Annotated in this window: 25 protein-coding genes; 19 read left to right on the top strand and 6 right to left on the bottom strand. The window is 40.0% G+C overall.

Annotated elements, in window-relative coordinates; all coding sequences use genetic code 11:
• Positions 1-64: 64 nt before the first annotated feature.
• Positions 65-880 (bottom strand): C39 family peptidase, encoded by an 816-nt coding sequence (locus ACLR96_RS01590; RefSeq protein ID WP_177269541.1) that lies wholly within the window; start codon positions 878-880, stop codon positions 65-67.
• 124 nt (positions 881-1004) lie between these two features.
• Between ACLR96_RS01590 and ACLR96_RS01585 the strand changes: the two genes are divergently transcribed.
• Entirely contained in the window at positions 1005-2057 is a 1053-nt protein-coding gene (locus ACLR96_RS01585) for a helix-turn-helix domain-containing protein (protein WP_177269539.1), read from the top strand.
• On the opposite strand, the gene ACLR96_RS01580 is transcribed toward ACLR96_RS01585, so the two are convergent.
• The gene (locus tag ACLR96_RS01580; protein ID WP_177269537.1) at positions 2058-2930 is read right to left on the bottom strand and encodes a LysR substrate-binding domain-containing protein; all 873 of its coding nucleotides are present in this window, start codon (positions 2928-2930) and stop codon (positions 2058-2060) included.
• 184 nt (positions 2931-3114) lie between these two features.
• On the opposite strand from ACLR96_RS01580, the gene ACLR96_RS01575 reads away from it, so the two are divergent.
• The 3 genes from ACLR96_RS01575 to ACLR96_RS01565 are packed head-to-tail and all read left to right on the top strand — an operon-like array spanning position 3115 to position 6742.
• Positions 3115-4626 carry an acetyl-CoA hydrolase/transferase family protein gene (locus ACLR96_RS01575; RefSeq protein WP_412265088.1) on the top strand — a complete coding sequence of 504 codons (1512 nt, stop codon included), beginning with the start codon at positions 3115-3117 and terminating at the stop codon, positions 4624-4626.
• A gap of 48 nt (positions 4627-4674) precedes the next feature.
• Complete coding sequence (locus ACLR96_RS01570) at positions 4675-6051, top strand: aldehyde dehydrogenase family protein (RefSeq protein WP_177269533.1); 1377 nt, start codon at positions 4675-4677, stop codon at positions 6049-6051.
• Between the two features lie 19 nt (positions 6052-6070).
• Positions 6071-6742 (top strand): FCD domain-containing protein, encoded by a 672-nt coding sequence (locus tag ACLR96_RS01565; protein ID WP_177269531.1) that lies wholly within the window; start codon positions 6071-6073, stop codon positions 6740-6742.
• A gap of 54 nt (positions 6743-6796) precedes the next feature.
• Here ACLR96_RS01565 and ACLR96_RS01560 read toward each other — a convergent pair whose 3' ends face one another.
• Positions 6797-8290, bottom strand: coding sequence for a hypothetical protein (locus ACLR96_RS01560; protein WP_177269530.1), 1494 nt, complete (start codon positions 8288-8290; stop codon positions 6797-6799).
• 146 nt (positions 8291-8436) lie between these two features.
• On the opposite strand from ACLR96_RS01560, the gene ACLR96_RS01555 reads away from it, so the two are divergent.
• The 12 genes from ACLR96_RS01555 (at position 8437) to ACLR96_RS01500 (ending at position 18948) form a co-directional block, all read left to right on the top strand.
• Positions 8437-9012 carry a hypothetical protein gene (locus ACLR96_RS01555; RefSeq protein WP_177269528.1) on the top strand — a complete coding sequence of 192 codons (576 nt, stop codon included), beginning with the start codon at positions 8437-8439 and terminating at the stop codon, positions 9010-9012.
• A 38-nt stretch (positions 9013-9050) separates the two neighbouring features.
• Positions 9051-9779: a creatininase family protein gene (locus ACLR96_RS01550; protein WP_177269526.1), complete on the top strand. Its 729-nt coding sequence runs from the start codon at positions 9051-9053 to the stop codon at positions 9777-9779.
• Between the two features lie 18 nt (positions 9780-9797).
• The gene (locus tag ACLR96_RS01545; RefSeq protein ID WP_177269524.1) at positions 9798-11246 is read left to right on the top strand and encodes a sodium:solute symporter family protein; all 1449 of its coding nucleotides are present in this window, start codon (positions 9798-9800) and stop codon (positions 11244-11246) included.
• Positions 11247-11248: 2 nt separating this feature from the next.
• Entirely contained in the window at positions 11249-11518 is a 270-nt protein-coding gene (locus ACLR96_RS01540; protein ID WP_177269522.1) for a hypothetical protein, read from the top strand.
• Positions 11505-12161, top strand: a complete 657-nt coding sequence (locus ACLR96_RS01535) for an RraA family protein (protein ID WP_177269520.1) — start codon at positions 11505-11507, stop codon at positions 12159-12161. The genes ACLR96_RS01540 and ACLR96_RS01535 overlap by 14 nt, the downstream gene beginning before the upstream one ends.
• 20 nt (positions 12162-12181) lie before the next feature.
• Positions 12182-13006 (top strand): carbon-nitrogen hydrolase family protein, encoded by an 825-nt coding sequence (locus ACLR96_RS01530; RefSeq protein WP_177269518.1) that lies wholly within the window; start codon positions 12182-12184, stop codon positions 13004-13006.
• 389 nt (positions 13007-13395) lie between these two features.
• Positions 13396-14598 (top strand): thiamine pyrophosphate-binding protein, encoded by a 1203-nt coding sequence (locus ACLR96_RS01525; protein WP_177269516.1) that lies wholly within the window; start codon positions 13396-13398, stop codon positions 14596-14598.
• Positions 14591-15424, top strand: coding sequence for a thiamine pyrophosphate-dependent enzyme (locus ACLR96_RS01520; protein WP_177269514.1), 834 nt, complete (start codon positions 14591-14593; stop codon positions 15422-15424). Before ACLR96_RS01525 ends, ACLR96_RS01520 begins: the two co-directional genes overlap by 8 nt.
• Positions 15406-15612, top strand: a complete 207-nt coding sequence (locus tag ACLR96_RS01515) for a 4Fe-4S dicluster domain-containing protein (protein WP_177269512.1) — start codon at positions 15406-15408, stop codon at positions 15610-15612. Before ACLR96_RS01520 ends, ACLR96_RS01515 begins: the two co-directional genes overlap by 19 nt.
• 5 nt (positions 15613-15617) lie before the next feature.
• Positions 15618-16166, top strand: coding sequence for a 2-oxoacid:acceptor oxidoreductase family protein (locus ACLR96_RS01510; protein ID WP_177269510.1), 549 nt, complete (start codon positions 15618-15620; stop codon positions 16164-16166).
• 146 nt (positions 16167-16312) lie between these two features.
• Positions 16313-17410: a glycerol dehydrogenase gene (locus ACLR96_RS01505; RefSeq protein WP_177269508.1), complete on the top strand. Its 1098-nt coding sequence runs from the start codon at positions 16313-16315 to the stop codon at positions 17408-17410.
• 125 nt (positions 17411-17535) lie between these two features.
• Positions 17536-18948 (top strand): aldehyde dehydrogenase family protein, encoded by a 1413-nt coding sequence (locus tag ACLR96_RS01500; protein ID WP_177269506.1) that lies wholly within the window; start codon positions 17536-17538, stop codon positions 18946-18948.
• Between the two features lie 83 nt (positions 18949-19031).
• Here the strand turns inward: ACLR96_RS01500 and ACLR96_RS01495 are convergent, their stop codons facing one another.
• The 3 genes from ACLR96_RS01495 to ACLR96_RS01485 are packed head-to-tail and all read right to left on the bottom strand — an operon-like array spanning position 19032 to position 21973.
• A complete protein-coding gene (locus tag ACLR96_RS01495) occupies positions 19032-19841 on the bottom strand; it encodes a histidinol-phosphatase HisJ family protein (protein ID WP_177269505.1) in 810 nt (269 codons plus the stop codon).
• The gene (locus ACLR96_RS01490; RefSeq protein WP_177269503.1) at positions 19831-21312 is read right to left on the bottom strand and encodes a sensor histidine kinase; all 1482 of its coding nucleotides are present in this window, start codon (positions 21310-21312) and stop codon (positions 19831-19833) included. The genes ACLR96_RS01495 and ACLR96_RS01490 overlap by 11 nt, the downstream gene beginning before the upstream one ends.
• Entirely contained in the window at positions 21302-21973 is a 672-nt protein-coding gene (locus tag ACLR96_RS01485) for a response regulator transcription factor (RefSeq protein ID WP_412265083.1), read from the bottom strand. The genes ACLR96_RS01490 and ACLR96_RS01485 overlap by 11 nt, the downstream gene beginning before the upstream one ends.
• A gap of 154 nt (positions 21974-22127) precedes the next feature.
• Between ACLR96_RS01485 and ACLR96_RS01480 the strand changes: the two genes are divergently transcribed.
• Genes ACLR96_RS01480 through ACLR96_RS01470 form a run of 3 tightly spaced genes read left to right on the top strand, consistent with a single transcriptional unit; the run spans position 22128 to position 26145 of the window.
• Positions 22128-23249: a PIN domain-containing protein gene (locus ACLR96_RS01480; protein WP_177269499.1), complete on the top strand. Its 1122-nt coding sequence runs from the start codon at positions 22128-22130 to the stop codon at positions 23247-23249.
• Complete coding sequence (gene ispD / locus ACLR96_RS01475; RefSeq protein WP_412265082.1) at positions 23218-24402, top strand: 2-C-methyl-D-erythritol 4-phosphate cytidylyltransferase; 1185 nt, start codon at positions 23218-23220, stop codon at positions 24400-24402. Before ACLR96_RS01480 ends, ispD begins: the two co-directional genes overlap by 32 nt.
• A gap of 12 nt (positions 24403-24414) precedes the next feature.
• On the top strand, positions 24415-26145 hold the full coding sequence (locus ACLR96_RS01470) for a proline--tRNA ligase (RefSeq protein WP_412265081.1): 1731 nt from the start codon (positions 24415-24417) through the stop codon (positions 26143-26145).
• Positions 26146-26156: the final 11 nt, after the last annotated feature.

Here is a 26156-nt window from a genome sequence, read left to right as displayed (position 1 = left end):
GAAGTCTGAAAAATTTAAAATGCGTTGGAATTTTTTCCAACGCATTTTTTTCTGAGTATAATTCTTATTTTGGCCATCCGATGATCCATGGCTGAGGGTCAAGGTCGGCTGATGTAGCATGTCTTGCAGGCTGGAACCAGTCGCATAAGAAACGTTCTGCTCCCATGATGTAATATCCATCCTGATAATGGTCTGTAGTGTCATAGGAATCTCCGAAGATAAGAACGTCATCGCTGAAATCATCGGTTCCCATCGTATCATAACCTATGATATTCATGTAATGACCTCCGTAATCCAGCCACTGTACGATAATAGGACGTTCTTCTTTAAGATTTTCCGTTACCCATTCTGTGAAATCCGCAGTTGCTCCGTCCCAGTCTGAATCATAGTCAAAAGTATATTCTCCGTTTATACTTCTTTCATAATTCCAGCCTATTTCTTTGAAGAACTTTTCAAGACCATCGATTCCCACTCCCAATTCGGTAGTCCCCGACATTTCTGCAATGGTACGCTCATCGTAATCCGTGTTTCCGTGCCAGTTCATTGTCATAAATACAGAGGCAGCTCCGCAGCTGTATTCAGTAGTCTCCTCGTATGGTTCAAAGTTTGACAGGATAGTGAGTGTATCCGTTGACTTCATGTTATAGACATCCAGTATTTTGAAATACGGACTATCGAAATGATCTCCAACTGATTCATAGGATGCTCCGCCGCCTTCAAGCTCACCATATTCTTCAGGAGTCGGCAGAAGATGTTTTTCATACGGAGTATCTGAGCTGTCGGCTGTCTGTGATGAATTTGTATCCTTGTCTGAACATGCGGTCATTAAAGCAATCATAGATAATACCAAGAGAATAATTGTAATTTTTTGAAATTTCATAACAAACCTCCTTTTCAACTTCTTTAAATATTGTATAATTAGTGTGTCAGTAAAAAAATATTTATGTTGCTGAAAATAGTATTCCTGTTGCTTAATTGTTATATGGGAGAGAAAGAAGGAACATATGCTTTTGGAAAAAGTAAAATTAATAGAAGGGTTGCCTGTCTCGATCAATGTTTGTTCAATAATAGAGGAACCGTATCATTATCATAAGGAACTGGAAATAGTTCTTGTTCTCAGAGGGAAAACTGAGCTGAAGGTTCGCCATAATAAATACGTTTTGTCTGAAGGGGATCTAATCCTAATTGATATGAGAGATCTTCATCAGTTTTATAATTCCACGGAAGATATCATGACTGTTGTTATGCACTTAGATGCATCTGCTTTTTCTCACCTGTATCCTGATATAGAAATAATGATTTTTACATGTGAGGAGTGTTTGGAAGAAGCACAGGTATCAAAATTGAATGAGCTTAAGAATGAGCTTTCGGAAACCATTTTAGATATATTGACAAATAAATATGATGTTTTTTATGTAAAGAAACTTTTAACAGGAATGGTTCACACGATTGTAACAGAGTTTCAGGGGTTCTATATTGAAGATCATCGTTTCAAAATCTCAAAAGAGTCAATAAAAGATATAGATATAAGCAGAATGTACCAGATAATAAAATACATAGGGGAGAATTACAGGAATAAAATAACCTTAAATGAGGTGGCAGAGCAGGTGTATTTAAGCTCTTATTATGTATCACATTTGTTGAAGGTTGTAACAGGAGTGAATTTTCAAACACTTGTCAATTATATAAGGATGGAGTATGCGGAAATATTGATGCTGGAAAAGAAACTGACACTGACACAGATAAGTGAGTTCTGTGGATTCTCTTCGCCGGGATTCTTTAATCGTTTTTTTAAAGAATGGCATGGAGAGTTTTCGTCTAAATATAAAGCGCAGATAAAATACGTAACGAGAAGATGCAATAAATTGGATGATCAGCAAGCTGTAGAGATAGTGAAAAAAGAGATAGAAGAGCCGAGAAGTGGAAAAATAAAATTTTCGGATGTGCGTAATGATATTCGAAAATATCTGCCGAAGAATTTGCTGACGGACATACAGAAAAAAGAATATATAATAGAAGCATTAAAATATTACAATGCTCACAATAATGTCATATAATCAGCTGAAATCCAGTGAGCTTATATAAGAAATAAAAGTCCTCATGACAGCAGATTTATATGTGCTTTTCTGCCAGAATATATGAATCTGTACAGGCAAAGAGTCTTTAAATGGTATACAGATTATATCCTCGGACTTGTTGAACACATCTTTATAGATGACAGCGGAGGCGCAGTTATGTGAAATCATATACTGTATAGTTGAAAGTTGGTTTGAATACATTAATATGTTCAGAGGAAGATCTTTGAATTCTTTCATCATAATGCTGTGATGGTAGGAGCCTTTATTGACGGATACCAGCGGTATACGGCTAAGCATTTTGGGTGTTATATATCTCTCTTCTGACAGTGGATTGTCTTTGCTTACTGCAAGGCAAAGCTCTGTTGAAAATATTTCTTTTGAGTTACAGTTGCTGTAACATTTATTATCGCGTATCCCCAGCAGCAGATCAAGTTTTGCGTTGTTAAGCATGTTGATGCCATCAATAGTGGGAGCTTCAAAAATCTTTAGGTCTATTTCCGGATGTTTTTCATAAAAATCCGGTATTATTTTTTTAAAGAAAAATGTTCCCAATATAGCGGGAACCCCGAGACGAAGCGGTGAATGGGCAGATGACGATATATCCCGGGCATGACTGTAATATGTATCGAATTGTTGGAGGAAATCATTGGTGAGATCACGAAAGACTTTTCCTTCCTCTGAAAGATAGAGGCGGTTGTTTATTTTATTGAAAAGTTTATATCCAAGTTCGTTCTCAAGACTGCTTATAGCAGCCGTTATTGAGGGCTGGGAGATATGGCAGATCTCTGACGCCTTAGTAAGATTGCCCTGATTGCATACTTCTTTGAAATATCGTAAATGATTTATATTCATAAGGTCCCTCCAATTTACTCCTGTTAAAATTATAATATAACGAAAAGGATAAATGAAGTATAAATATTTATTACTTCTTATAGTTTTCTGACTTCATAGAAAAAAATAATATATTTATAGATAAAGCTGATTTTATTTTTTGGCGGATACATGGTAAATTTAAGTAAGAAGGAAGTGATGGATGATGAATGGATCTAATACCGAGCTAAAAGATCGTTTGAGAAGTGACCGAGCATTTTCTCTGCTCAGATCTGCCGAGGAGGCAGCGCAGTTTATTCAGGACGGGATGACTGTAGGTGTAAGCGGGTTTACTCCGTCGGGTTATCCTAAAGCAGTTCCTCTGGCGCTGGCAGAGAGAGGAAGATGCGGTGAAACGATAAAAATAGATCTGTATTCGGGAGCATCAGTCGGTCCCGAAATTGATACAGAACTGACAGAAGCAGGGATGATAAAAAAACGGCTGCCGTATCATACTAATTCTGTCATAAGGGATAAAATAAACAGGGGAGAGATTGATTATGTCGATCTGCATTTATCTCAGAGTACCCAGTATCTGAATTATGGCGTGCTGAACAAAATAGATGTGGCTATAGTAGAGGGACTGGCTGTCACAGGAGAAGGACATATAGTGCCGACGACTTCCATAGGGAATTCACCGTCGTTTATCAAGAATGCAGATAAAGTTATAGTGGAGATCAATTTAGATAAACCCCTTAGTCTTGAAGGCATGGCAGATATTTTTATACTGGATAATCCCCCCTGCCGAAAACCTATTAATATATGTTCTCCCGGGGATAGGATAGGCAAGCCATATATGGAGTGCGGGTTTGATAAGATAGCAGCAATAGTTGTCACGGATATGAAAGATCAGACAAGGTTTCTGAGCAAACCCGATGAGATATCAAAAAAGATTTCTGATAATATAATAAAATTTTTTGAGAAAGAAGTAGAATACGGCAGGTTAGGTAAGTCTCTTCTTCCGTTGCAATCGGGAGTAGGCAGTGTAGCTAATGCAGTCTTATACGGATTGTGCGATTCACAATATGAAGATCTGACTTTTTATACAGAGGTTGTGCAGGATTCAATGCTCGATCTGCTGAGATCGGGAAAAGCTGCCGTCGCTTCCACAACAGCACTGAGCCCATCTCCTGATGCGTTAGAAAGATTTTTAGATGAAGCAGAGTTTTTCAAAGACAAAATTATTTTAAGGCCTCAGGAGATAAGCAATAATCCGGAAGTAATAAGAAGGCTGGGTGTCATAGCAATGAATACTGCTATAGAAGCAGATATTTACGGGAATGTTAATTCTACTCATGTCATGGGATCCAAAATGATGAATGGAATAGGAGGATCAGGAGATTTTTCCAGAAGCGCAGCCATATCTATTTTCAGTACTCCTTCCACGGCTAAAGGCGGTAAAATTTCATCCATAGTTCCTATGGTTTCTCATGTTGATCATACAGAGCATGAGGTCATGGTACTTGTTACAGAACAGGGGTATGCAGATCTTCGGGGATTGAGTCCGAAAGAAAAAGCTGTGAAAATCATAGAGAATTGTGCTCATCCGGATTTTAAAGAACAGCTGATGAGTTATTTTGAAAGAGCATGCCGAGTATCTGCGCTGCATACTCCACACATTTTAAATGAGGCGCTGTCTTGGCACAGCAAGTATATTGATACAGGCAGCATGCTTTAATAGTTCTTGCGAACAGATAAAAGGATATGATTTAAAGAGGTGATTAGAATGAATGACAGTGAAATGAGTAAAGTTTATATCGATGGATATATAGAAAGAGCAAGAGCTGCGCAAGCAGAGTTTGAGAAGATGAGTCAAGAGAAAGTGGATCTGGCTGTCAAAACTATAGGAAAGGTGGTTTATGACAATGCCGAGTATCTGGCTGAAATTGCAGTTGAGGAAACCAATATGGGGAATGTTCCCGATAAGATCGCCAAGAATAAACAGAAGTCTAAGATTATATGGAATTCTCTTAAGGGAAAGAGATCCAGAGGCATTCTTGATACAGATATGACTACCGGTATAACCAGAGTAGCAAAGCCTATGGGTGTGGTGGCTGCTGTAACGCCTTGTACGAACCCTATAGTCACTCCTATGAGCAATGCTATGTTTGCTCTCAAATGCGGAAACGCTATCATAATAACACCGCACCACAGTTCTATCAAATGCAGTACAGAAACCGTGAACATGATAAACAGAGAGCTTAGCAAACTGGGATATCCTGATGATCTCATACAGATACTGGATTGGCATTCCAGAGACAACACAAAAAACCTCATGCAGTCTGTAGATGTAGTTATAGCTACAGGAGGAGCAGGTGTCGTAGGAGCAGCCTACAGTTCGGGAAGACCTGCTTTGGGAGTCGGCGCAGGAAACGTACAATGTATCATAGATAAAGGTTATGATTGTAAGGTGGCCGTACCTAAGATAATTGCAGGGAGAACATTTGATTACGGGATAATATGTTCCGGAGAGCAGTCTGTGATATGCCATGAAGATGATTATGATGCTGTGATGGCAGAGTTTGAAGCAAATGGAGCTTATATAGTCAGAAGCGGAAAGGAATTGCAGGCTGTGAGAGATGCGCTGTTTCAGGATGGAAAGCCGAATAGGCATTCAGTTGGACAGTCGTGTGCAAGTGTGGCGAAGCTGGCAGGAATAGATATTCCCGAAGATACTAAAATCATTGTTGCCGAAGCTGAAGGAACAGGAATTACAGACCCTCTGGGCGGTGAGAAAATGGCTCCGGTTATAGCAGCCTATAAATATAGGACTCTCAAAGAAGGTGTAAATATAGCCAGAGAGAATCTTGAAAAGGATGGAAAAGGACATAGTGCAGCATTTCATTCCGATTCAGAGGAGAATATAGAGTATGTAGGCAAAGAACTGTGTGTATCAAGATTTGTTATAAATCAAGTGTCAGCCAGCAGTGCAGGAGGCAGTTTCTATAATGGTCTGGCGCCTACCAATACTCTGGGATGCGGTTCGTGGGGACACAACAGTATTTCCGAGAATCTTGATTATAAACATTTGATGAACGTATCGAGGATCGCACGGTATATGCCTGATAATTATGTTCCTACAGATGAAGAGCTGTGGAGATAAAGGGAAAAGGAGAGCAAAAGTGCAACATGAAAAACTGGCGGGGGAGGCGTCTCTTGCGGAAGAAGTAACAGAGATTCTGAGAGCTAGGATCATAAACGGCGAGTATCCTATGGGAGAAAAGCTGATTGAAAGTAAGATAGCGAAAGATCTGAAAGTAAGCAGAACACCTGTAAGAGATGCATTTAAACAGCTTTCAAAGGAGCAGCTTGTAGAATATATTCCTAATAAGGGATGTTTTGCTAAAGGATTTACCATGAGAGATATGTCAGATATATATGCTGTAAGATCATCTGTAGAGCAGCTGGCTGTAACATGGGCCGTAGAAAATGCCGGAAGTGAAGATTTAGCTCGTCTGTGGGACCATTTGGTACTCATGAGTTTTTATACAGAAAATAATTTTTACGAAAAACTTCTCAAAGCTAATGAAGACTTTCATAATATGATATATTTGATGACAAAAAGCAGATTCATTGTCCAAGTATTAAAATCATATCAGGATTATGTTCATATAGCGAGGAAGAATACTTTAAAGAAGGAAGCTGATCTGCCGGCTATATATGCCGAGCATGAGAAGATATATAAAGCTTTGGAAGCAAGAAATACGGAAAGAGCAGTTGAAGCTGTGCGCATTCATCTTGAGAATTCAAGGACAAGGGCTGAGGAACGCTGGATAGAGATACAGAAAAAGTAATAATAAAATACACCTGACAGATATGATGAAAGAATCTGCAGGTGTATTTTTGTGTTATGATAAAGTGCGAAGCAACTTTTCGAGAAGCAAAAGGCTGCTTTTGGTATAGTGATTTTCTTCAGGCAGTTTGTCCCACGCCTTTTTTATATAGCGATACATATCTGTTGCAATGGCCGGATTAGTTATCATCAGATATCTGTTCATGGAGTATGAATGGATATATGCAAAGAGACTGTCCACAGTGAATACGGAGGAGTCACGGGGAAGTGACATATTGCTGTCCGTGATGAGAAATATATCGAAAGGAGGGTTCCCACTTTTCATATGTTTTCGGATAAAATCATATATGTACTGAACATATCCTGAGAAGAATTTTCTCGGTATTACTATTTCTTCGTCTGTCAATATCTTGCACATGATAATTTGATCTGCAGATCTGAGAGCTCTTGCCATTTCACTGATATCCAGTATGATATTATGAGTAAAAACGTTATCGGCGCTCATGAATGGTTCGTATATTATGGACATATATCGTTTCATGATAAGAGAAGCAGATTCGTCATCGAAACCATTATAATCCAAGATCTCCTTGAAAAATTCAGGAGGCACAGGAAACAGAAAAGGCGTAGGATCATAGCAGCAAAGCTTTCGTTTTGCATCTGAAGAAAAATCCATATGATCGAAGAAATGGTTCGGATAGTTGTAATAATTAAGAAAAGAAGTACAGTTATTGAGTTGTTCCAGATAATAATGCTGGAATCTGTAAAGAAGTTTTCTGTCAGAAAATGTGAAGAAGCTTGATGTTTTCTCATCAGGTATATGTACAAAATTAGTTATAGCAAAGCTTTCTTCCAAGACACAAAGCATGAAGGGATGTCCGCTTGCCTTTGCCATATAATATGCATGATAATTTTCAGAGAAACAGAGCTTCAGAAAATTGTCCATGTTGATGATGGAGGATCCTAAGAAGTAGCTGCTGTATATGAAGTGGACAGTGATTCCTTTAGATGTTACCATCTTCAGACGTTCTATCCATTTGCTGTAAAAGTCTTCTTCATTTAGAAGTTTGTCTGCAAAGGTATCCATGAGTATGTAAAGATTTCTGCTGTCTGAAAGAGAGAGGGCGACATCCAGCAGATACAGCATAGCTTTCTTTTTTTGGAGTGTGGTATCCAAGATATTAAGCTGTATATTCATGGCAGGAGAGGATACGGGAGGATATTCCGGAGGAGAAGAAGGCGATATTTTCTTTTCGGAAAGCCACATATCTATGGCGCTGTGAAAATCATCTCTCGTTTCATAAGAATTATTAGGATAATAATCTATGAGAAAGGTGGCGATATTCTGATAATTCATCCGTTCATCCCAGTACAGTATAAAATTTATGATGTTGGCATAATGTTCAGATCTGTTGCTAAGTATCCTTTTTCCCGTTCTCCATCTGCTTACCATGGAAGCATCAACGTGGATAGCCGAAGCCAGATCCTTGGATTTGATAAAGAGATGATCGAGAATAAGGGAAAGCTGTGTATAAGATTTTTCTTTCATGACAGTAACTCCTTTATCATACCATAAGTATAGAGTGGTGTCATTTTTTTGTCAATATAAAATGACAGACAATTGACGCTTTTGTATTGCCCTAAAATAAAAGTAATAATAAAATTTAGAAGTAAAGGTTTAACGAGGTAGAAACTATGAAAGAAGTAAAAAAATCTGTAAAAAGACTGAAAAGCAAAAAAACTGTTATTGAAGAGGAAGGTAAGACTTTGGTTAAAAATCATGTAACTGAGATAACTGTCAGTGAAAGTGAGCTTGGTGATTTAGTGCCAAAAAAAATGTTCCTGTTCAGACCTCGTATTGTAAGTACGAGATTTTGTTATGTGCCGTGCAGGAAAGTTGTTCTGCAATACTCCGTTTCATATTTCAGCGCAAGAAGGACCGATAAAGGGCGTCTTACTTTTATTGTTGATGATAAAAAGGGGACAGGCGTCATAGAGGATAATATTAAGCTAAAAATTATAAGAAAAAGTATAGAAGGAGATTTGATAGAGGAAGAATTTTTTTCTGATGAACAAGCTGTGAAGAAAGCCGTCGTGGATGCCAGATGGAAAGTTCTTCTGTCAAAATATAAGAAACCGCCGGAACTGGAAGTCATATCATCAGAAAAGTTTTACAGGCCATATTATGAGGTACTGTATTCCTTTGGAGGAAAGGAGAAGAAAGCCTGGATACCGGCAGACAGATACGGAACATATTTTGTATATAATTAAATTCATTATTATTAAATATTTTAGAAGGAGGTCAGGCAATGGATAAAAACCTTATTGCAGAAATGACGCTTGAAGAATTCGGAAGGTTTATTAAAGAGTCAGATACAGCTATATTTCCTGTCGGAGCTACGGAAGCGTACGGACATCATCTTCCGATGGGATCTGATTGGATGGTGACTTATGAGGTGGCCAAGAGAGCTGCCAAAGAGGCGGGCTGTTTTGTAGCCCCGCCGATAACATATGGGTTTTCTGAAGACCTTATGTGCTATACAGGCACACTGACCGTGTCGACACAGACACTCATATCTCTTTATCGTGATGTAATGGAAAGTCTGAGAAGACAGGGAATAAAGAAAGTTCTTTTTCTGTGCGGACATGTGGGAAATATAGGCGCTATAGATCAAGTGGCATGTGAATTCATGAGAGATCACGGTATGGAATGTGCTCATATAGACTGGTGGAGATTTGTTTTTAACATCAATAAAGAACTGATGGAAAGTGATTTTCCTCAGGGACATGCCGCAGAAGTGGGCACATCTATTCTTAAATATCTTTTTCCTGAACTTGTCGTAGAGGAAAAGATGATGAAGAAGGAAAGAAGAGCAGGCGAAGAAATCCCTAACTTATATGTTTATGAATATTTTACGGCTGATACAGAAACTTCAGTTCTTGGAGATCCTTTTGCAGGAAACGCCGAAAAAGGCGAGAAGATGATAGAGAACGCAGTAAAGACTATTGTTGCATTTCTTGAAAAATGGAAGAAATAGTTGGAGAAGGAGGAAAAAATGTTACACGTTAATGTGCCTTGGGGAGGTTTTGATACTGCTATCCTTGTAGGATATTTTGTGCTTATGATCGGTATCGGTCTCCGTTTTAGGAGTAAAGCAAGAGCCAGTATGAGCAGTTATTTTCTGTCAGGGAGATCTTTGACTTTGCCTCTGGTTATCGGTACTATGATGACTTCATGGTACGACGGATATTCTGTGGTAGGTGTGGCTGAATATGGAGCTACTATAGGTATAGCGGGAATGATAGTTTATGTAATACCATGCACCATATCAAGGATACCGTTTGCACTGTGGATAGCACCGCTGGTAAGAGGAAAGATTCCTGAGGATGTAATGACTATTCCTGATCTTATGGAATATCTGTACAACAGAAAGGCTAAAGTTTTTTCAACTATAGCGGTACTGGCGGGAGTGCTCTATAACGGAGCTAATATCACTGTAATATCACAGCTTCTGGCTCTGATGTTCGATATGCCGACAGTTATATCTGTAGTGGTTTCCGGGATAATAGTAGGTATATATGTATTGGCTTCGGGAATGTGGTCAGTGACTATGACTGATACATTCCAGCTGGGATTCATCAGCTTTTCGGTGGGTATCGGAGTCATCATGGTCATGAATATGACAGGCGGATGGGATGCCATATTCTCATCACTGGGAACAGAAGCTCCTTCTCTTTTTGAGCCGATGGGAGGAATGAGCAGTCTTACGGCACTGTCATGGGCTCTTATAGGACTTGCGATATATACAGAACCGATGATGTATCAGCGATTCTCTGCTTCTGATTCAGCAAAGACGGCGAAACGCTCTTTTATGTTCTGTATACCTATGTGGCTGGTATTTTCTGCGGCAGTTATAATGATAGGTTTCTGTGCAAGAACTCTGCATCCGGGAGAAGAATTCTACAGAGCTTTCTGGATGACTGTATTTGAAGCTCTTCCGACAGGTCTCAGAGGGTTGTTTGTGGCAGGCCTTATAGCAGCAGTAATGTCTACTCTTTCCAGTTATATTCTCGTACAGGCAGCGGCATGTACGAAGGATCTTTATACAGCATTTACCGGAAAATCAGTAAGTGATGAAAAGATGATAAAGTGGAGTAATGTAGCGACGGTGATTATAATAATATTCTCCATGCTGGCAACTTCTCAATGGATGTCGGGAATAGTAAATGCCATTTACTTTGTAACGGGATTCCAAGTGGCAGGTCTTTTTGTTCCGCTTGTTGTCGGACTGTTCTACAAGAAGAGGACTCCTCAGGCAGGCTGGATTACCATGGCATTTGGCTTCGCTTTCTGGCTTTTCTGGAACTACATAATGGCAGAAAGCACAGGAGTTCCTGCAAACAATATCACTTGGGTAGCTTCTTTCATACTTTATATGATCATATGTAAGATCACTTATAAAGGAGCAGGCGGCAGGACTGCCGGTCTTCAACAGGGGGTGTAAAAATGGAAAACAAACAGAGGAAAAACAATGAGAGAATAGGAAAAGACCCCATTGTAACGGCAGCATCTCTTATAGTTATAGCTATACAGTCGGTCATAATAATACTGGGATTCATATACAGGTGGGATTGGTTGGCATATGAGTGCGCGGCAATGCTGATCATTCCTGCAGCTATAGTTTTAGGGTACGGCATAAAAGCCGTGATTGAGGCTGATAGGCTTATGAGCGCCGGCGCTTCAGCGGAGGAAGAGAAGGCAAATGATGAAAATTAATATAGCGGAAAGAAAATACGGTCTTTCGGAGAGACTGGCAGAGAAAGCATTGAAAGCTGATATAGCGGCCATGGGACATTATACGGAATTTGGATTCATGAATCCGGATATAAAGTTTATGTGCGGACGTGAGACTAAAGTTTTCGGAAATGCTTTGACCGTAAGAATACCGTCAGAAGAATCTAAAGCTTTGCACCTCGCCGTAAGTATGGCTCAGGAAGGTGACATCATTGTGATCGACAGGTGTGGAGACAAAACTCACGCCGCAGTGGGAGAGATGGTAGCGCTGTGTGCTAATACAAGGAAAGTCAGTGCTATAGTGATAGATGGCCCTATGACAGATTTTGAAGAGATAGAGGAAATCGGTATTCCTGTATTTGCCAGAGGTGTAAGCGCTCTGACGACTAAGTTTATACATGACTGTGGTGAGATAAATTATGATGTCTCATGTGGAGGCGTAGTGGTTCATCCCGGGGATATGATAATGGCAGATAGGAACGGAATATTGGTGCTGCGCGATTTCGAGGCAGAAGAATTGCTGGATACGGCTATTTCCGATCAGGCTCAGGAGTCCGGAGAGAAAAAGGAAGTTCTCGAAGGAGCGACGCTTCAGCAGCTTTATGTTCCCGAATATCCGCTTTAGTAATGATAAGGAGTTAGATTATGGGTAGAAAGGTAAGTATCGTAGGTATTCAGAATTCACCTACAAAATATGATCTGGAAAAAAACCTGAAAGATGCTTTCGGATTGCTTGATGAAGCCTTGGGCTTATATAAATATGTTGACATCGCAGTATTTCCCGAATATTTTTCTTTTGTTCCGGAGAGCAAGGATACTCCGATAATAGAAGAATATAATGAAGAAATTAAAAAAATGCTGGCTATGCGTGCCAGAGCCTATGATACTTATATAATAGGCGGCACAGTTGCCAATAAGCAGGAAGATGGAAATATTTATAATACTTCCCTCGTATTTGACCGAAATGGTGATATCATAGGATCATATGATAAAATACATCTTTTCGATGTTCTGGATGCTAAAGGTGAGGAACAGGAATCGTATCAGATAACCAGAGGAGATAATCTTTTAACATTTGATACAGATTTCGGACGAGTTGGTGTTATGGTGTGTTATGATGTGAGATTTCCTGAAATGGCCAGAACCTATGCCCTTAAAGGTGTAGAGTATCTTATGGTGCCGGCTGCATTTTTTTCGCCTCGTTTTGATCATTGGCAGGATCTTATAAAAGCTGCTGCGCTTCAGAACGGAATGTATGTGATGGGAGTAAATATTTTTGGCAAGGTATGTGATACCCTCAACATGTGCGGACGCAGCCTTATTGCTGATCCATGGGGAATACCGGTTGCCACTGCGCCTGATAAACCGTCATTTATTCAGGCTTATGTAGACTCAGATTATCCCAGTCAGATAAGAGATGCTCTGGGAACATTCCATAACAGAGTTCCTTCTGTCTATGATATAAAATAAAAAAAGACTGTTATAAAAAGACATCTGCAAATGTAACAAATTTGCGGTTGTCTTTTTTGTAATACTTTTAATTCACAGTATTGCCTAATGATGATTTTATTAAAATATGATTGTATACAAAGATACAATATACTTTTTTAAAACAAAAGAATGTTGGAATTTCAATGTTTTTGCCTTGAAGTTACTAAAATGGAATGCTAATATTATCCTAAGGAAAATAAGAAGGAAAAGAGCGCTTTTTAAAATTAAAAAGAAAAGGAAATTCAAACATAATAGTATAGCAAATTAGTTAAAAATGTAATGAGGCTTTGGGAAATATTATCCTGTAATATTTATGTAATGCAGCAGAAGATGATTTTGCTATATCGTTAAAACAGAGAGGTCAGATAATGGAAAGGCGATCCTTAAGAAAAAAAGAGTTGGTACTGCAGGGGAATGAGGCTTGCGCTAAAGGAGCGATCTATGCAGGCTGCAGATTTTTTGCAGGATATCCTATAACACCGTCGACAGAAATCATAGAAATGATGTCCGCAGAAATGCAGAAATCAGGCGGTGCATTTATTCAGATGGAAGACGAGATAGGATCTGCATGTGCCATAATAGGTGCAAGGTGGGGCGGAAAAAAAGCCATGACAGCTACGTCAGGTCCGGGATATACATTGATGCAGGAAGCTATAGGGTTTGCGGCAGTAACAGAAACTCCCATAGTGATAGTAAATGTTCAGAGAGGAGGCCCTTCAACGGGCCAGCCGACGCTTTCATCACAACAAGATATATATCAAGCCAGATATGGCAGTCATGGTGATTATGAAATTATTGTTCTTACTCCTTCTTCTGTTCAGGAAATGTTCGATTTTACAGTGAGAGCTTTTGAACTTGCAGAACAATTCAGGACACCGGTTATCGTTTTGGCTGATGAGGTAGTAGGCCATATGAGAGAGAAGATAGCAGTTGAGGGCGGTTCGAAAATTATTGAAAGTGTGAAACATCAATATGTAGTATCTCCGCAGGCTGATTTTTTTCAGGGGAAAAACACCATGGTTGAAGGTCAGCTTCATGATGAACAAGGCAGAAGGATAGGGCATTTGGCAAAGCGAAGCGGTGAATTCATAAATGATATAAACAGAAAAATATCAGATAATACGGATATCATAGCAAGCATAGATACGTATTTTATGGAGGATGCTGATGTAGCTATCGTGGCCTATGGTTCGGTCGCAAGACCTTCACTTAATGCCGTAAAGCTGGCAAGAGGCGTCAAGGACGGAAGAATTGCTTCAAAACTGAGGATTGTAAAAGACCTTTTCAGAAAAGGTGTGCAGGAAACATTGCATACAGATTACAGTCATCTTAAAGTGGGGCTGGTGAAAATAAACACTGTATGGCCGTTTCCGGAAAAATTACTCAAAGAGGCTGCAAAAAATGTTGATATTATCATAGTGCCTGAGATGAATGTAGGTAAATATTTCAGAGAAATAGAAAGAGTTTTTAAGGATAAAGCTGTTATATCTATGCCGAAATGTGGCGGTGATATTCATACTCCAAAGGAGATATTGGATAAGATATTGGAGGAGGTAGGAATAAATGAATAAACTGTATGAGAAATATATTAAAACGGAATCGTTGCCTACACTATTTTGTTCCGGCTGCGGAAACGGAATAATACAGTTTGCGGCGGCCAATGCTATGGATGAGCTGGGGATAAAAGATGATATCGCTTGTGTAAGCGGGATAGGATGTTCATCATGGATACCTTGTTATTATAAAATGGATGTCATGCATACTATGCACGGGAGAGCGCTGGCATTTGCGGAAGGTCTGAAATTGGCCAGACCTGATAAGAAAATAATGGTCTTCACCGGAGACGGAGACTGTCTGGCTATCGGAGGCAATCATCTTCTTCATGCAGCGTCCAGAAATATAGATTTGACAGTTATCATGGTAAATAATTATATATATGGGATGACAGGAGGACAGAAATCTCCCTCCACACCAAAAGGCGCGATCACTAAGACATCTCCCTTTGGATGTATAGATGAGCCTATAAACGGATGCAGGCTCGTGATGTCACTTGGAGCCAGTTATGTGGCCAGATGGACGACAGCTCATCCTGTTCAGCTGGCAAAATCCATAAAAGACGGCTTGATGCACAGAGGCTTTTCTTTTATAGAAGTTCTTTCGCAGTGCCCTGTTCAGGCCGGGAAAAGTATATACGGGGAGAAGGATCCGGCAAAGATAATGCGGCTATACAAAGAAAATACTTATTTATACAAGGAAGGAAAAACACGTATAGAGGGGAAGATTCCTATAGGCGTATTCAGAAATGATGACGGAGCAGAAGAGTATATAGAAAAGACAGAAGCCAGACTTAGAGAACAAGGAATAGAGAGGACGGAGTCATGGTCAGTATCACAGTAGATAAAGCATGCTGCAAAGGATGCAATATATGCCTTGCTGTATGTCCAAAGAAGGTTTTGGTGAAATCAAAAAAACGCAATAATTACGGAACTACAATGCCAAATATAAGTAAAATCGAGGAGTGTGTAGTTTGCAGAATGTGCGAGAAATTATGCCCGGATGGAGCTATAAATGTAGAAGGAGAGTAGGAAAGATGAGAATTAATATAAGGTTCGCAGGAGCAGGTGGGCAGGGAGTCATATTGGCATCTGTTCTACTGGCAAAAGGATATGGGTTGGGAGAAAATTACAATATTTCCCAGACGCAAAGTTATGGCCCGGAGGCAAGAGGCGGTGCATGTAAAGCAGAAGTAGTCATATCTGATGAAACTATAGATTATATGAAAGTAGATACAGCGGATGTGTTTGTTGCCATGAATCAGATAGGGTTTAATAAGTACATCGATACAGTAAAAAAAGATGCAGTCATTTTAGTGAACAGTACTCTTGTAGATGAAGATACCAATGGTTGTTACGCAATACCCGCTACGCAAATAGCAGAGGATATGGGCAAACCTTTTACCGTGAATATGGTGATGCTGGGAGCGTTGACTAAACTTCTCCCAAAGATACATTTTGATACTGTGGAAGATGAGATCAGAAAAGTTTTTGCGGCAAATGTAGCTGACTCTAATATAGAGGCTTATAGGAGAGGTTATGACAGTATAGCTGAGGCGTTGGCAGACGAAAGAAAAATGGCGTAAAAATCTATTTTTGCTGTGGATTGTCTGCATAAATATGGTATACTTTGTACAATAAAAAGTATACGCTATTCAATATGAATAAAATACAGCGTTAATTGGGAAAATCTTTAAAGACAGCTGTTGCAGACAGAAAGGAGATTATTATCATGGCAAAAATTTTAATAAGCCCTTCAAGATATGTTCAGGGCGCAGGGGAAATGAAGAAATTGGGAACTTATGCGGCAGGATATGGGTCGAAAGCTCTCATTCTCATAAGTCACGGCGGATATAAACGGATAGGCGATGAGATCGAGGAAAGTTTTAAGAACGCAGACTGTCAGCTGAAATTTGATTATTTTAACGGTGAATGCAGCAGAAATGAAATCGACAGAATATCAGCACTGATGAAAGACAGCGGATGTGATTTGGTAGTAGGAGTAGGAGGCGGTAAGATATTTGATACAGCAAAGGCGGTAGCTTTTTACAATAAGACACCTGTGATGATCTGTCCTACCATAGCTTCTACAGACGCACCGTGCAGCGCCTTATCTGTTATATATACAGATGACGGGGTTTTTGAAGAGTATCTGTTTCTTCCTTCAAATCCTAATATGGTGATGATGGATACAGACATCATAGCAAAATCACCGGTGAGGCTTACAGTTGCAGGAATGGGAGATGCTCTGGCAACGTATTTTGAGGCAAGAGCATGTAAGCAAAGCGGAGCTGTATCATGTGCCGGAGGTAAAACGACTGAAGCTGCAATGACATTGGCAGAACTGTGCTTTAACACACTTATGGAAGAAGGGGTAAAGGCCAAGATTGCACTTGAAGCCGGAGCATGCACAGAATCTGTAGAGAAAATCATAGAAGCAAATACACTGCTTTCGGGTATAGGCTTTGAAAGTGCAGGTCTTGCGGGCGCTCACGCTATTCATAACGGAATGACTGTGCTGGAGGAATGCCATGATATGTATCATGGAGAGAAAGTGGCTTTTGGTACTATAACGCAGCTGGTGCTGGAAAATGTACCTGTTGAGGAGCTTGAAGAGGTTATAGAGTTTTGTATAGAAGTGGGGCTTCCTATAACATGGAAGCAGCTCGGAGCGAAAAAAATAACGGATCAGCAGATAATGGAAGTGGCTGAAGCGGCTTGTGCCGAAAACGATACTCTCCATAACATGCCGTTTGAAGTAACTCCTGAAACGGTATTCGCTGCTCTGAAGGCAGCGGATGCATATGGACGGTATTATCAGGGTGAATAAGTGGCTCTTGGTATTGAATGAAGTCAAAGGAGATATATTTGAAATGCGATAGTATGGAGAATATATCTCCTTTTGTTGATTATAGAGACGATTGGTTGTAAAATCAGAGCAGGAGGTAGTAAATAATGGATAATTATAAATTATATATCAATGGAAAGTATGTGAATGGCGACAGCGGGGAGTTCATTTCTGTAGAGAATCCTGCTGACAGACAGATATTCGCAAGAGTTCCTGACGGCAATCAAGCTGATGTAGACAGGGCTGTAGCTGCTGCGAGAGCAGCATTTCCCAAATGGAGCGCTTTAAGCCCTGAGGAGAGAGCTGATTATGTCGGAAAATTTGCTGATTATATTGAAAGGCATAAGGATGAAGTAGGCAAGACAATAACAAGTGAGATCGGAACCCCTGTAAAATACGTATATGGCTTGCAGGTGGTAAGTTCTATAGAACAGGCGAGATATTATTCAGACCTTGCGAGAAATTATAGTTACAGTGAAAAGTGTGGCAATAATATAGTAAGAAAAGAGCCTATAGGCGTTATAGCTTGCCTTACTCCATGGAATTACCCTATTTATCAGGAAACTTCGAAGATATTTCCTGCTATAGCGGCAGGTAACTGTATCGTTCTTAAACCAAGTCAGTTGGCTCCTGTTTCAGCATATGTTCTGTCAGAAGCAGCTGAAGAGATAGGCTTGCCTCCGGGAGTCATAAATATAGTGACAGGACGCGGAGAGCAAGTAGGAACGCTTCTTTCAAAACATGAAGATGTAGATATGGTATCCTTTACGGGGTCTACACAGCAAGGAAAAAAAGTAGGAATGATGGGTATTGAGAGCAATGTCAAGAAGATCGCTTTGGAACTTGGAGGAAAATCCGCTTCGGTTATATTAAGGTCAGCCGATTATGAAAAGGCAGCTGTAGGAACGATGATGGAGTGTTTTCTGAACACCGGGCAAACATGTTCTGCATTGACAAGGCTGATTGCACCTCGTGAAATAAAAGATGATCTGGAGAACTTCATGTTGACATTTGTAAAAGAACTTAAAGTAGGAGACCCAAATGAACCTGATACCAGAATAGGACCGCTTGCCAGTGAGAAGGGATTTCATAAAGTCAATAGATATATAAGGCTGGGTATAGAAGAGGGTGCGAAGATGATTTGCGGAGAGATTCCTGATGATTACGAAAACGGATACTATGTGCAGCCTGTTATTTTTACAGATGTTACTAATGATATGGTAATAGCGCAGGAGGAGATTTTTGGTCCTGTCATGGGCATAATTTATTACGATACAGAAGAAGAAGCTCTCGAAATAGCTAATGACAGTATCTATGGACTTGCGGGAGCTGTATTCGGAGACGAAAAAGAGGCGCTTGAGTTTGCTGAAAAGATACAGGCCGGTACAGTTCTTGTGAACGGCGGAGCCTTTACCATAGATGTGCCTTTCGGAGGGTATAAACAGTCCGGTATAGGAAGAGAAAACGGAAAATGCGGATTTGATGAATTCATGGAAGTGAAGTCTATAAGGATCGGCTGATAATAATAAGAAGCAACTCCATCAAGCTTTAATACCAAGCCTGATGGAGTTGCTTTTTTGGATGATATCTGCGGGGAAATTTTTTATAGTTTAACGAATTCCGGTTTTCTGCATTTGAATTTGCAGTAATATTTGAACCCCAGTGATCTGGCGAATTCCACTGCATCATTGAAGTGAAATCTGTAATGTTCCGGCGAATGTGCATCGGAACCAAAGGTAAGTATTTCACCGCCAAGCTGGAGATATCTTTTTAATATAGATTCTCTTGGAAGCCATGTTCCTGTACCGTATTTGAAGCTGGAAGTATTGATTTCAAGCCCTTTCCCTTGACGTATTATCAGTTTCAGTATTTCATCGGTAATATCAGTCAGAGGCGTGTAATCATAAAGTTTTCCTATGTATCTGTCAAGTATGCTGAAATGACCGATAACATCATAGTTATGGAATTTTTTGAGACAGCTGTGCATATATACATAAAAATCTTCAAGCATAGACGGACCGTCTACACCGGTATAATCAAGTGTGTATAAGTCTTTATCTTTGAGACAGTGGAATGATCCCAGTATTATGTCATAGTCAAAGGCGTTGATGATCTGATGGGCAGCGTCAAATTGTCCTTCCATTATACCGACTTCGAGGCCTATCATTATATCCATGGTTCCTTTGTATTCTTCTCGTGCTTTTAACATTGTTTCCTGATATTTTTTGAAATCGATAGTAAAAGGAAATTCAGGATCCGGATATCCCGGATCATAATGATCGGTAACTGCAAGTGTTCTGATTCCCTGATCTGCGGCGCTTTTAAGCATTTCTTCCACCGAAACGTCACAGTCATCAGAAAATCCTGTGTGAGTGTGAAAGTCACAATCTATAATATATCTATTATTGTTCATTTGATGATTCATTCCTTTCTGTGTTTTCTGTAAGAGCCGGACGCATTTTTTCGGCTTTTACAAAATTCAGCTCGAACCAGAATGTGGTTCCTTTGCTGACGGTACTGTCAACTCCAAAATTTGATTTATGGAGCGTCAGAATCTCTTTTACTATTGAAAGACCAAGTCCTGAACCTTCTGAGGATCTTACCATATTTGAACTGGCTCTGTAATAACGTTCCCATACATGATTAAGTTCTTCCGGAGCTATTCCCACTCCGTGATCTTCTACTCTGCAGATAACATATTTGCCTCGGCGCTTCAGAGAAAGTATTATTGTCTTGTCTTCCCCGGCGAATTTTATAGCATTGGTGACAAGGTTTGATATTACTTGTTTAATCTTTTCTTCGTCTCCGTTTACTATGTAATTAGCGGAACAGTTAAGTTTAAAAGTATAGCCTTCTTCGTCTTCCATAATCTTATAAGTGTTGAGTATACTCCGGGCGGCCTGTGTAATATTGAAATTACCGGGATGAAGAACCATCTTTCCCGACTGCATTCTTGAAAGTGAAAGAAGATCTCCGACCAACATATTGAGTCTGTCAGCTTCGTCTATTATGACCTTCAAATGTTGTTCTCTTTTTTTTGGATTGTTTCCTGACAAATCGCGAATCATTTCAGCGTATGATTTTATCATGGTGAGAGGTGTTCTCAGGTCGTGAGATACATTTGCGATAAGGTCTTTTTGGAGCATATCGGATTTTTCAAGCTCTATGGAAGCTCTCGTAAGTGTGTCGGCCAGATTGTTTATTTCTGTGTAATGGCCGCCTTTAAATACAATTCCGTACTCTCCGTCAGCCAATCTTTCGGCAGAACGTGTTATTTTTCGTATAGGTCTTGTGATCCTGATGGAAAGATAAAATGAAATAAGACATGCCACCATCAAAGAGATGAACGTCACATATACAAGCTGATTAGTCAGTATCTGTATAGTTGAAGATACCGGATACAGAGGGGAAAATATGTATACCAGCATAGGTTCTTTGTTTTTGTTTGTCAGCAGCTTTCCGTAAGCTAAGACATCTTTTGAGTCATCACTTTTTATTCTTTTGTATACAGAGTCCGCATTCTCTTTGAGCATTATCTGATTGATGGTTTCTATCTGCTCGGCGTAATACTGCGCATTAGTACTGTCCCCTGAAGGTCTGAAATACATGGTATTACCGTCATGAGATACTACATATATGAACATGTCGTTGGTATTTGATATATTTTCTACTGATTTAAGAAATTTTTCGCTGCTTTTAAGCTTATAGGCAGATTCGATGTTTTTGGCGACTCTTCTTGTCTGCTCATCTTTCATGACGCTGTAGAAGCTGTTTAAAAACAGTACTTGAAAAAACCACAGAACTATCATGAGAAATGCGGCGAATAATATGAAATACAGCCATGTTTTGAATTTTATGCTTTTGTAGTCGAGTCTAAGCTTCAAACTTATAACCTACCCCTCTTAATGTAACTATATAATCTCTGTATTTTCCGAGATTGTTTCTGAGATTCTTTATATGAGTATCTATGGTTCTGTCATCGCCGAAGAAGTCGTATCCCCATATATCGGATAAAAGTTTGTCTCTGGAAAGAGCAATATTCTTATTTTCCACAAGGTAAAACAGCAGATCATACTCTTTTGGTGTAAGCTCTACCTTTTTTCCGTCAACGTAGACTGTTCTGGCGGGGATATTAATCTCAAGACCATCGAATTTCATGATTTTTTCGGCGGGCTTTTCAGGGGCGCTGTTTCTCGAAAGAACAGCGTTTACTCTTGCCATCAGTTCTTTTGGGCTGAAGGGTTTCACTACGTAGTCATCTATTCCCAGTTCAAAACCGAAAAGTTTATCGTATTCCTCGCTTCTTGCCGATAACATGATTATAGGAATATCTTTTATTTTTCTTATTTCTTTGCAAGCTGAAAACCCATCAAGATTAGGCATCATGATATCCATAATGATAAGATCGTAATCATTTAATTTGCAAAGTCCCACAGCTGTCATTCCATCGGCTGCTTCGGTTATTTCGTGACCGTTGAATTCGGAATATTCTCTTATGACCTCTCTTATCTTCTGTTCGTCGTCTGCCACTAAAATTTTCGCCATAGTTAAGTCCTCCTTATGTATATGAATTAAGAATAAGATTTCTATGTGATTTGTATATGAAGCTTATGTAGTGATTGTACCATAATTTGTTGGCGAGGTACAGAAATTGTGATATAATCACACTGGACAATTGCAGAGAAAGGAGGTGTGAGTTATGTTGAAAAAACTAGTCAGAGCTGTTTTCACGATGGCGGGAGCCATAGTAGGGTATGGTTTGTTTTTATTGACCAAATTCTGTTTTGCCCTTGCAGGACATGAAGAGCTGGTTGATTTTTCGGAAATACAGGAATTATGTATCGCCGTTTTATTCGCAATTATCTTTGGTTTAATATTTTTCAGATTGACACCTACCCTTAAAAAACAAGGAAACAAGATGGCAAGCAATATAGAATCGGATTTGCAGAAAGTATCTTTGAATGATCTGGTAATGGGTACTATCGGACTTATAGTGGGTCTTATTATCGCTTTTTTGATAAGTCAGGTATATGTCGGCATAAAAATACCGTATTTAGATGTTATTTTGAATATTATTACATACATAATACTCGGATATCTGGGAATCGTCATTGCGACCAAAAAGGGAAAAGATATTAGAAATGCCTGGCCGAGCGCCAAACTTATTTCCTCGGTGGGAGGCAGCAAATCCGGAAAAGTGAAATCTGATGCTTCTCCTAAGATCTTTGATACAAGTGTGATTATAGATGGCAGGATAGCTGATATCATGAAAACAGGGTTTATAGAAGGAACTATCGTTATTCCGGAATTTGTGCTTGTAGAACTCAGGCATATAGCCGATTCGTCTGATGCCCTTAAAAGGAACAGAGGGAGAAGAGGCCTTGATATACTTAACAAGATACAGAATGAATATGGTATCGAGATTTACAATACGACTGCAGAAAAAGCTCTGGATGAGATTCCGGAGGTAGATGTAAAGCTGCTGAAACTGGCGCAGATTATGAACGGAAAGGTAGTCACAAATGATTTTAATCTAAACAAGGTGGCAGGAATAAAGGGCGTTGAGGTTCTCAATATAAATGAGCTTGCCAATACTTTGAAGCCTGTGGTGCTTCCCGGTGAAGAAATGGTGCTGTCTCTTGTAAAAGAAGGCAAGGAGAATAATCAGGCTGTGGCATATCTGGATGATGGTACGATGATAGTAGTCGAAGACGGCAAACGGTTTATAGGGAAAACTATAAAAGTGATTGTTACAAGTGTGCTGCAGACATCTGCAGGAAGAATGATATTTGCCAAACCTGCAGTCGGCGGCAGAGGGTAGTGTAATGTATAAAGGAAACAGTATCTCGGTAATAATAGCTGCGGCAGGGAAGGGAACTCGTCTCGGCGGCGATATACCAAAACAATATCTCATGATAGGCAGTAAACCTGTGCTTGCCAAAACACTTAAAGTGTTTTCGGATATGGATGAGATCGATCATATATTTATCGTGGCAAATGAGGAATATATTAAGCATTGCAGGAATATAGTCGGATCGTATGAAATAAATAAGGTATGCGATATAGTTCGGGGAGGCTGTGAGCGACAGGAATCGGTATATAATGCGCTTAAAGCCATAGGAGAAAAATGCCCGGATACTGATTATGTTCTTGTTCATGATGGAGCAAGACCTTTTGTAAAAAGACATGTGATCCATGCAGTGATAGAAGGAACAGTTGAAAAAGGCGCTGCCGTGCCATGCGTCCCTATGAAAGACAGTCTCAGGATGGCGACAGACGAAGTCATGAGCAGGAGTGTTGACAGAAGCCTGTATTTTTCTGTCCAGACACCTCAAGGATTCAGGAAAGATTATTTGAAGCGAGCGTATGACAAAGCATATGCAGAGGGATTATGCGGAACTGATGATGCATCTTTAGCAGAGAAAGCCGGATATAAAGTAATGCTTGTGAAGGGTGATTACGGCAATATAAAGATAACTACGAAAGAGGATTTACCTATGGAGAACAGGGTGGGGACAGGATTTGATGTCCATGCTTTTGCTGAAGGCAGGGATCTGATATTAGGAGGCGTCAGCATTCCCTATGAAAGAGGTCTTGCGGGCCATTCTGATGCAGACGTTGTAATTCATGCTCTTATGGATGCCTTGTTGGGAGCGGCTTCACTGGGGGATATAGGGAAGCATTTTCCTGATACAGATGATCAGTATAGAGGAATATCCAGCATGGTTCTTTTGCAGAGAGTGGGAAAGCTTCTTGCTGCGAATCACTATACTGTGATAAATGCGGATATTACCGTGATGGCTCAGGCACCTAAGATAGGACGTTATACAGAGGATATGAGAGATAACATTGCAAAAGCTTTAGATCTTGAGAAAAACAGGATTAATATAAAAGGAACAACTACAGAGCGTCTTGGTTTCGTAGGACGGGAAGAAGGTATAGCTGCTGAAGCAGTTTGTTCTATATGCAGATAAGGAGATACACTGATGAAATTATCAAAAATGCACTTGAAAACATTGCGGGAAGTGCCTAATGAGGCTGAAATCCCAAGCCATATTTTAATGCTGAGATCAGGAATGATAAGAAAGTTGGCATCGGGAGTATACGGATTTATGCCGCTGGGATGGAGAACACTTCGAAAGATTGAAGACATAATAAGACAGGAGATGGATTCTGCCGACGGACAGGAGATACATATGTCTGCCATACAGCCATCGGAGCTTTGGGAAGAATCGGGAAGATGGAGCGCTTTCGGTCCTGAACTTTGGAGGATAAAGGACAGACATGGACGTGAGTTTTGCCTGGGCCCTACTCATGAAGAGATTTTTACAGATATAGTCAGAAATGATATTAATTCCTACAGACAGCTTCCTATAAATCTGTATCAGATACAGACTAAATACAGAGATGAAGCAAGACCGAGATTTGGCCTGATGAGAAGCAGGGAGTTTATTATGAAAGATGCTTACTCTTTCGACAGAGATCAGGCGGGCCTTGATAAAAGTTATGAAAAGATGTATGAAGCCTATGAAAAAATATTTACACGATGCGGGCTTTATTTTCGACCGGTGGAAGCTGATACGGGAGCTATAGGCGGAAGTAATTCCCATGAATTTACAGCAATTTCAGAGGTTGGTGAAAGTGAAATCGCTTACTGTGAAAAATGTTCTATGGCGGCAACCGTTGAAAGAGCAGAATGTGTAGACGAAAAGCCTCAAACGGACGTGCAGATGCTTGAAATGAAAGAAGTGCACACTCCGGGGACAAAGACTATAGAAGAAGTAGCCGATTTTTTGGGGCTTGATCAGAAGCAGACCATAAAAGCATTGCTTTTTGTAACATATGATAATGAAGAAAATGAGAATGGCTATGTGGCGGCGTTTGTAAGGGGTGACAGAGAACTTAATATGACGAAGCTTGTCAATGCCCTCGGTATACCTGAGCATGCCATAGAGTTTGCAGATGAGGAAAAAATGGCTGCGGTGACAGGCTGTGTCGGTGGATTTACAGGACCTACAGGTATTCATGACTGTAAGATAGTAGTGGACAGTGAATTGGTAGGACTGAAAAATCTCTGTGCGGGAGCATGCAAAGAAGATTATCATCTTTTAAATGTCAATTACGAAAGAGATTATAAGGGTGATATAGTAACTGATATAAAAACGCTGGCCGAGGGAGATCCATGCCCTGTATGCGGAGCCCCTGTAAAACATGCAAGAGGTATTGAGGTTGGTCAGGTCTTTAAGCTGGGGACCAAATACAGCGAATCTATGAAGGCGTATTATAAAGATGAAAATATGAAGGACCATCCGATTGTGATGGGCTGTTACGGAATAGGCGTGACGAGAACCATGGCGGCAATAATTGAACAGCACCATGATGACAACGGTATTATATGGCCTGTATCGGTAGCTCCATATCACGTAATAATAACTGTAATGAAGCCTGATGATGAGGTTCAGTCACAAGTGGCCGACAGTATATACAAAAAGCTTATGACAGGCGGAGCCGAGGTTCTTGTGGATGATAGGAAAGAACGGCCGGGAGTCAAGTTCAAAGATGCGGATCTTTTGGGTATTCCTATCAGAATCACCGTAGGAAGAGGCGCTTCAGACGGAATGGTAGAGTATAAGATGAGAAGAGATGCCGATAAAGTGGAAATAACCGTAGAAGAAAGTATAAAAAAGGCCATTGATACAATCGATGCGGAACGATAGGTATTACGGAG

Source organism: Lentihominibacter sp. (genome assembly GCF_046951855.1).
GTDB classification, from domain to species: Bacteria; Bacillota; Clostridia; order Peptostreptococcales; family Anaerovoracaceae; genus Lentihominibacter; species Lentihominibacter hominis.
The sequence above is the reverse complement of the archived record's forward strand: the minus strand, read 5'-3'. Positions and strand labels throughout refer to the sequence as shown.

Coding starts and splice junctions, on each gene's coding strand:
- ACLR96_RS01590 (WP_177269541.1), bottom strand. CDS start 880: ATGAAATTTCAAAAAATTACAATTATTCTCTTGGTATTATCTATGATT.
- ACLR96_RS01585 (WP_177269539.1), top strand. CDS start 1,005: ATGCTTTTGGAAAAAGTAAAATTAATAGAAGGGTTGCCTGTCTCGATC.
- ACLR96_RS01580 (WP_177269537.1), bottom strand. CDS start 2,930: ATGAATATAAATCATTTACGATATTTCAAAGAAGTATGCAATCAGGGC.
- ACLR96_RS01575 (WP_412265088.1), top strand. CDS start 3,115: ATGAATGGATCTAATACCGAGCTAAAAGATCGTTTGAGAAGTGACCGA.
- ACLR96_RS01570 (WP_177269533.1), top strand. CDS start 4,675: ATGAATGACAGTGAAATGAGTAAAGTTTATATCGATGGATATATAGAA.
- ACLR96_RS01560 (WP_177269530.1), bottom strand. CDS start 8,290: ATGAAAGAAAAATCTTATACACAGCTTTCCCTTATTCTCGATCATCTC.
- ACLR96_RS01555 (WP_177269528.1), top strand. CDS start 8,437: ATGAAAGAAGTAAAAAAATCTGTAAAAAGACTGAAAAGCAAAAAAACT.
- ACLR96_RS01550 (WP_177269526.1), top strand. CDS start 9,051: ATGGATAAAAACCTTATTGCAGAAATGACGCTTGAAGAATTCGGAAGG.
- ACLR96_RS01545 (WP_177269524.1), top strand. CDS start 9,798: ATGTTACACGTTAATGTGCCTTGGGGAGGTTTTGATACTGCTATCCTT.
- ACLR96_RS01540 (WP_177269522.1), top strand. CDS start 11,249: ATGGAAAACAAACAGAGGAAAAACAATGAGAGAATAGGAAAAGACCCC.
- ACLR96_RS01535 (WP_177269520.1), top strand. CDS start 11,505: ATGATGAAAATTAATATAGCGGAAAGAAAATACGGTCTTTCGGAGAGA.
- ACLR96_RS01530 (WP_177269518.1), top strand. CDS start 12,182: ATGGGTAGAAAGGTAAGTATCGTAGGTATTCAGAATTCACCTACAAAA.
- ACLR96_RS01525 (WP_177269516.1), top strand. CDS start 13,396: ATGGAAAGGCGATCCTTAAGAAAAAAAGAGTTGGTACTGCAGGGGAAT.
- ACLR96_RS01520 (WP_177269514.1), top strand. CDS start 14,591: ATGAATAAACTGTATGAGAAATATATTAAAACGGAATCGTTGCCTACA.
- ACLR96_RS01515 (WP_177269512.1), top strand. CDS start 15,406: ATGGTCAGTATCACAGTAGATAAAGCATGCTGCAAAGGATGCAATATA.
- ACLR96_RS01510 (WP_177269510.1), top strand. CDS start 15,618: ATGAGAATTAATATAAGGTTCGCAGGAGCAGGTGGGCAGGGAGTCATA.
- ACLR96_RS01505 (WP_177269508.1), top strand. CDS start 16,313: ATGGCAAAAATTTTAATAAGCCCTTCAAGATATGTTCAGGGCGCAGGG.
- ACLR96_RS01500 (WP_177269506.1), top strand. CDS start 17,536: ATGGATAATTATAAATTATATATCAATGGAAAGTATGTGAATGGCGAC.
- ACLR96_RS01495 (WP_177269505.1), bottom strand. CDS start 19,841: ATGAACAATAATAGATATATTATAGATTGTGACTTTCACACTCACACA.
- ACLR96_RS01485 (WP_412265083.1), bottom strand. CDS start 21,973: ATGGCGAAAATTTTAGTGGCAGACGACGAACAGAAGATAAGAGAGGTC.
- ACLR96_RS01480 (WP_177269499.1), top strand. CDS start 22,128: ATGTTGAAAAAACTAGTCAGAGCTGTTTTCACGATGGCGGGAGCCATA.
- ACLR96_RS01470 (WP_412265081.1), top strand. CDS start 24,415: ATGAAATTATCAAAAATGCACTTGAAAACATTGCGGGAAGTGCCTAAT.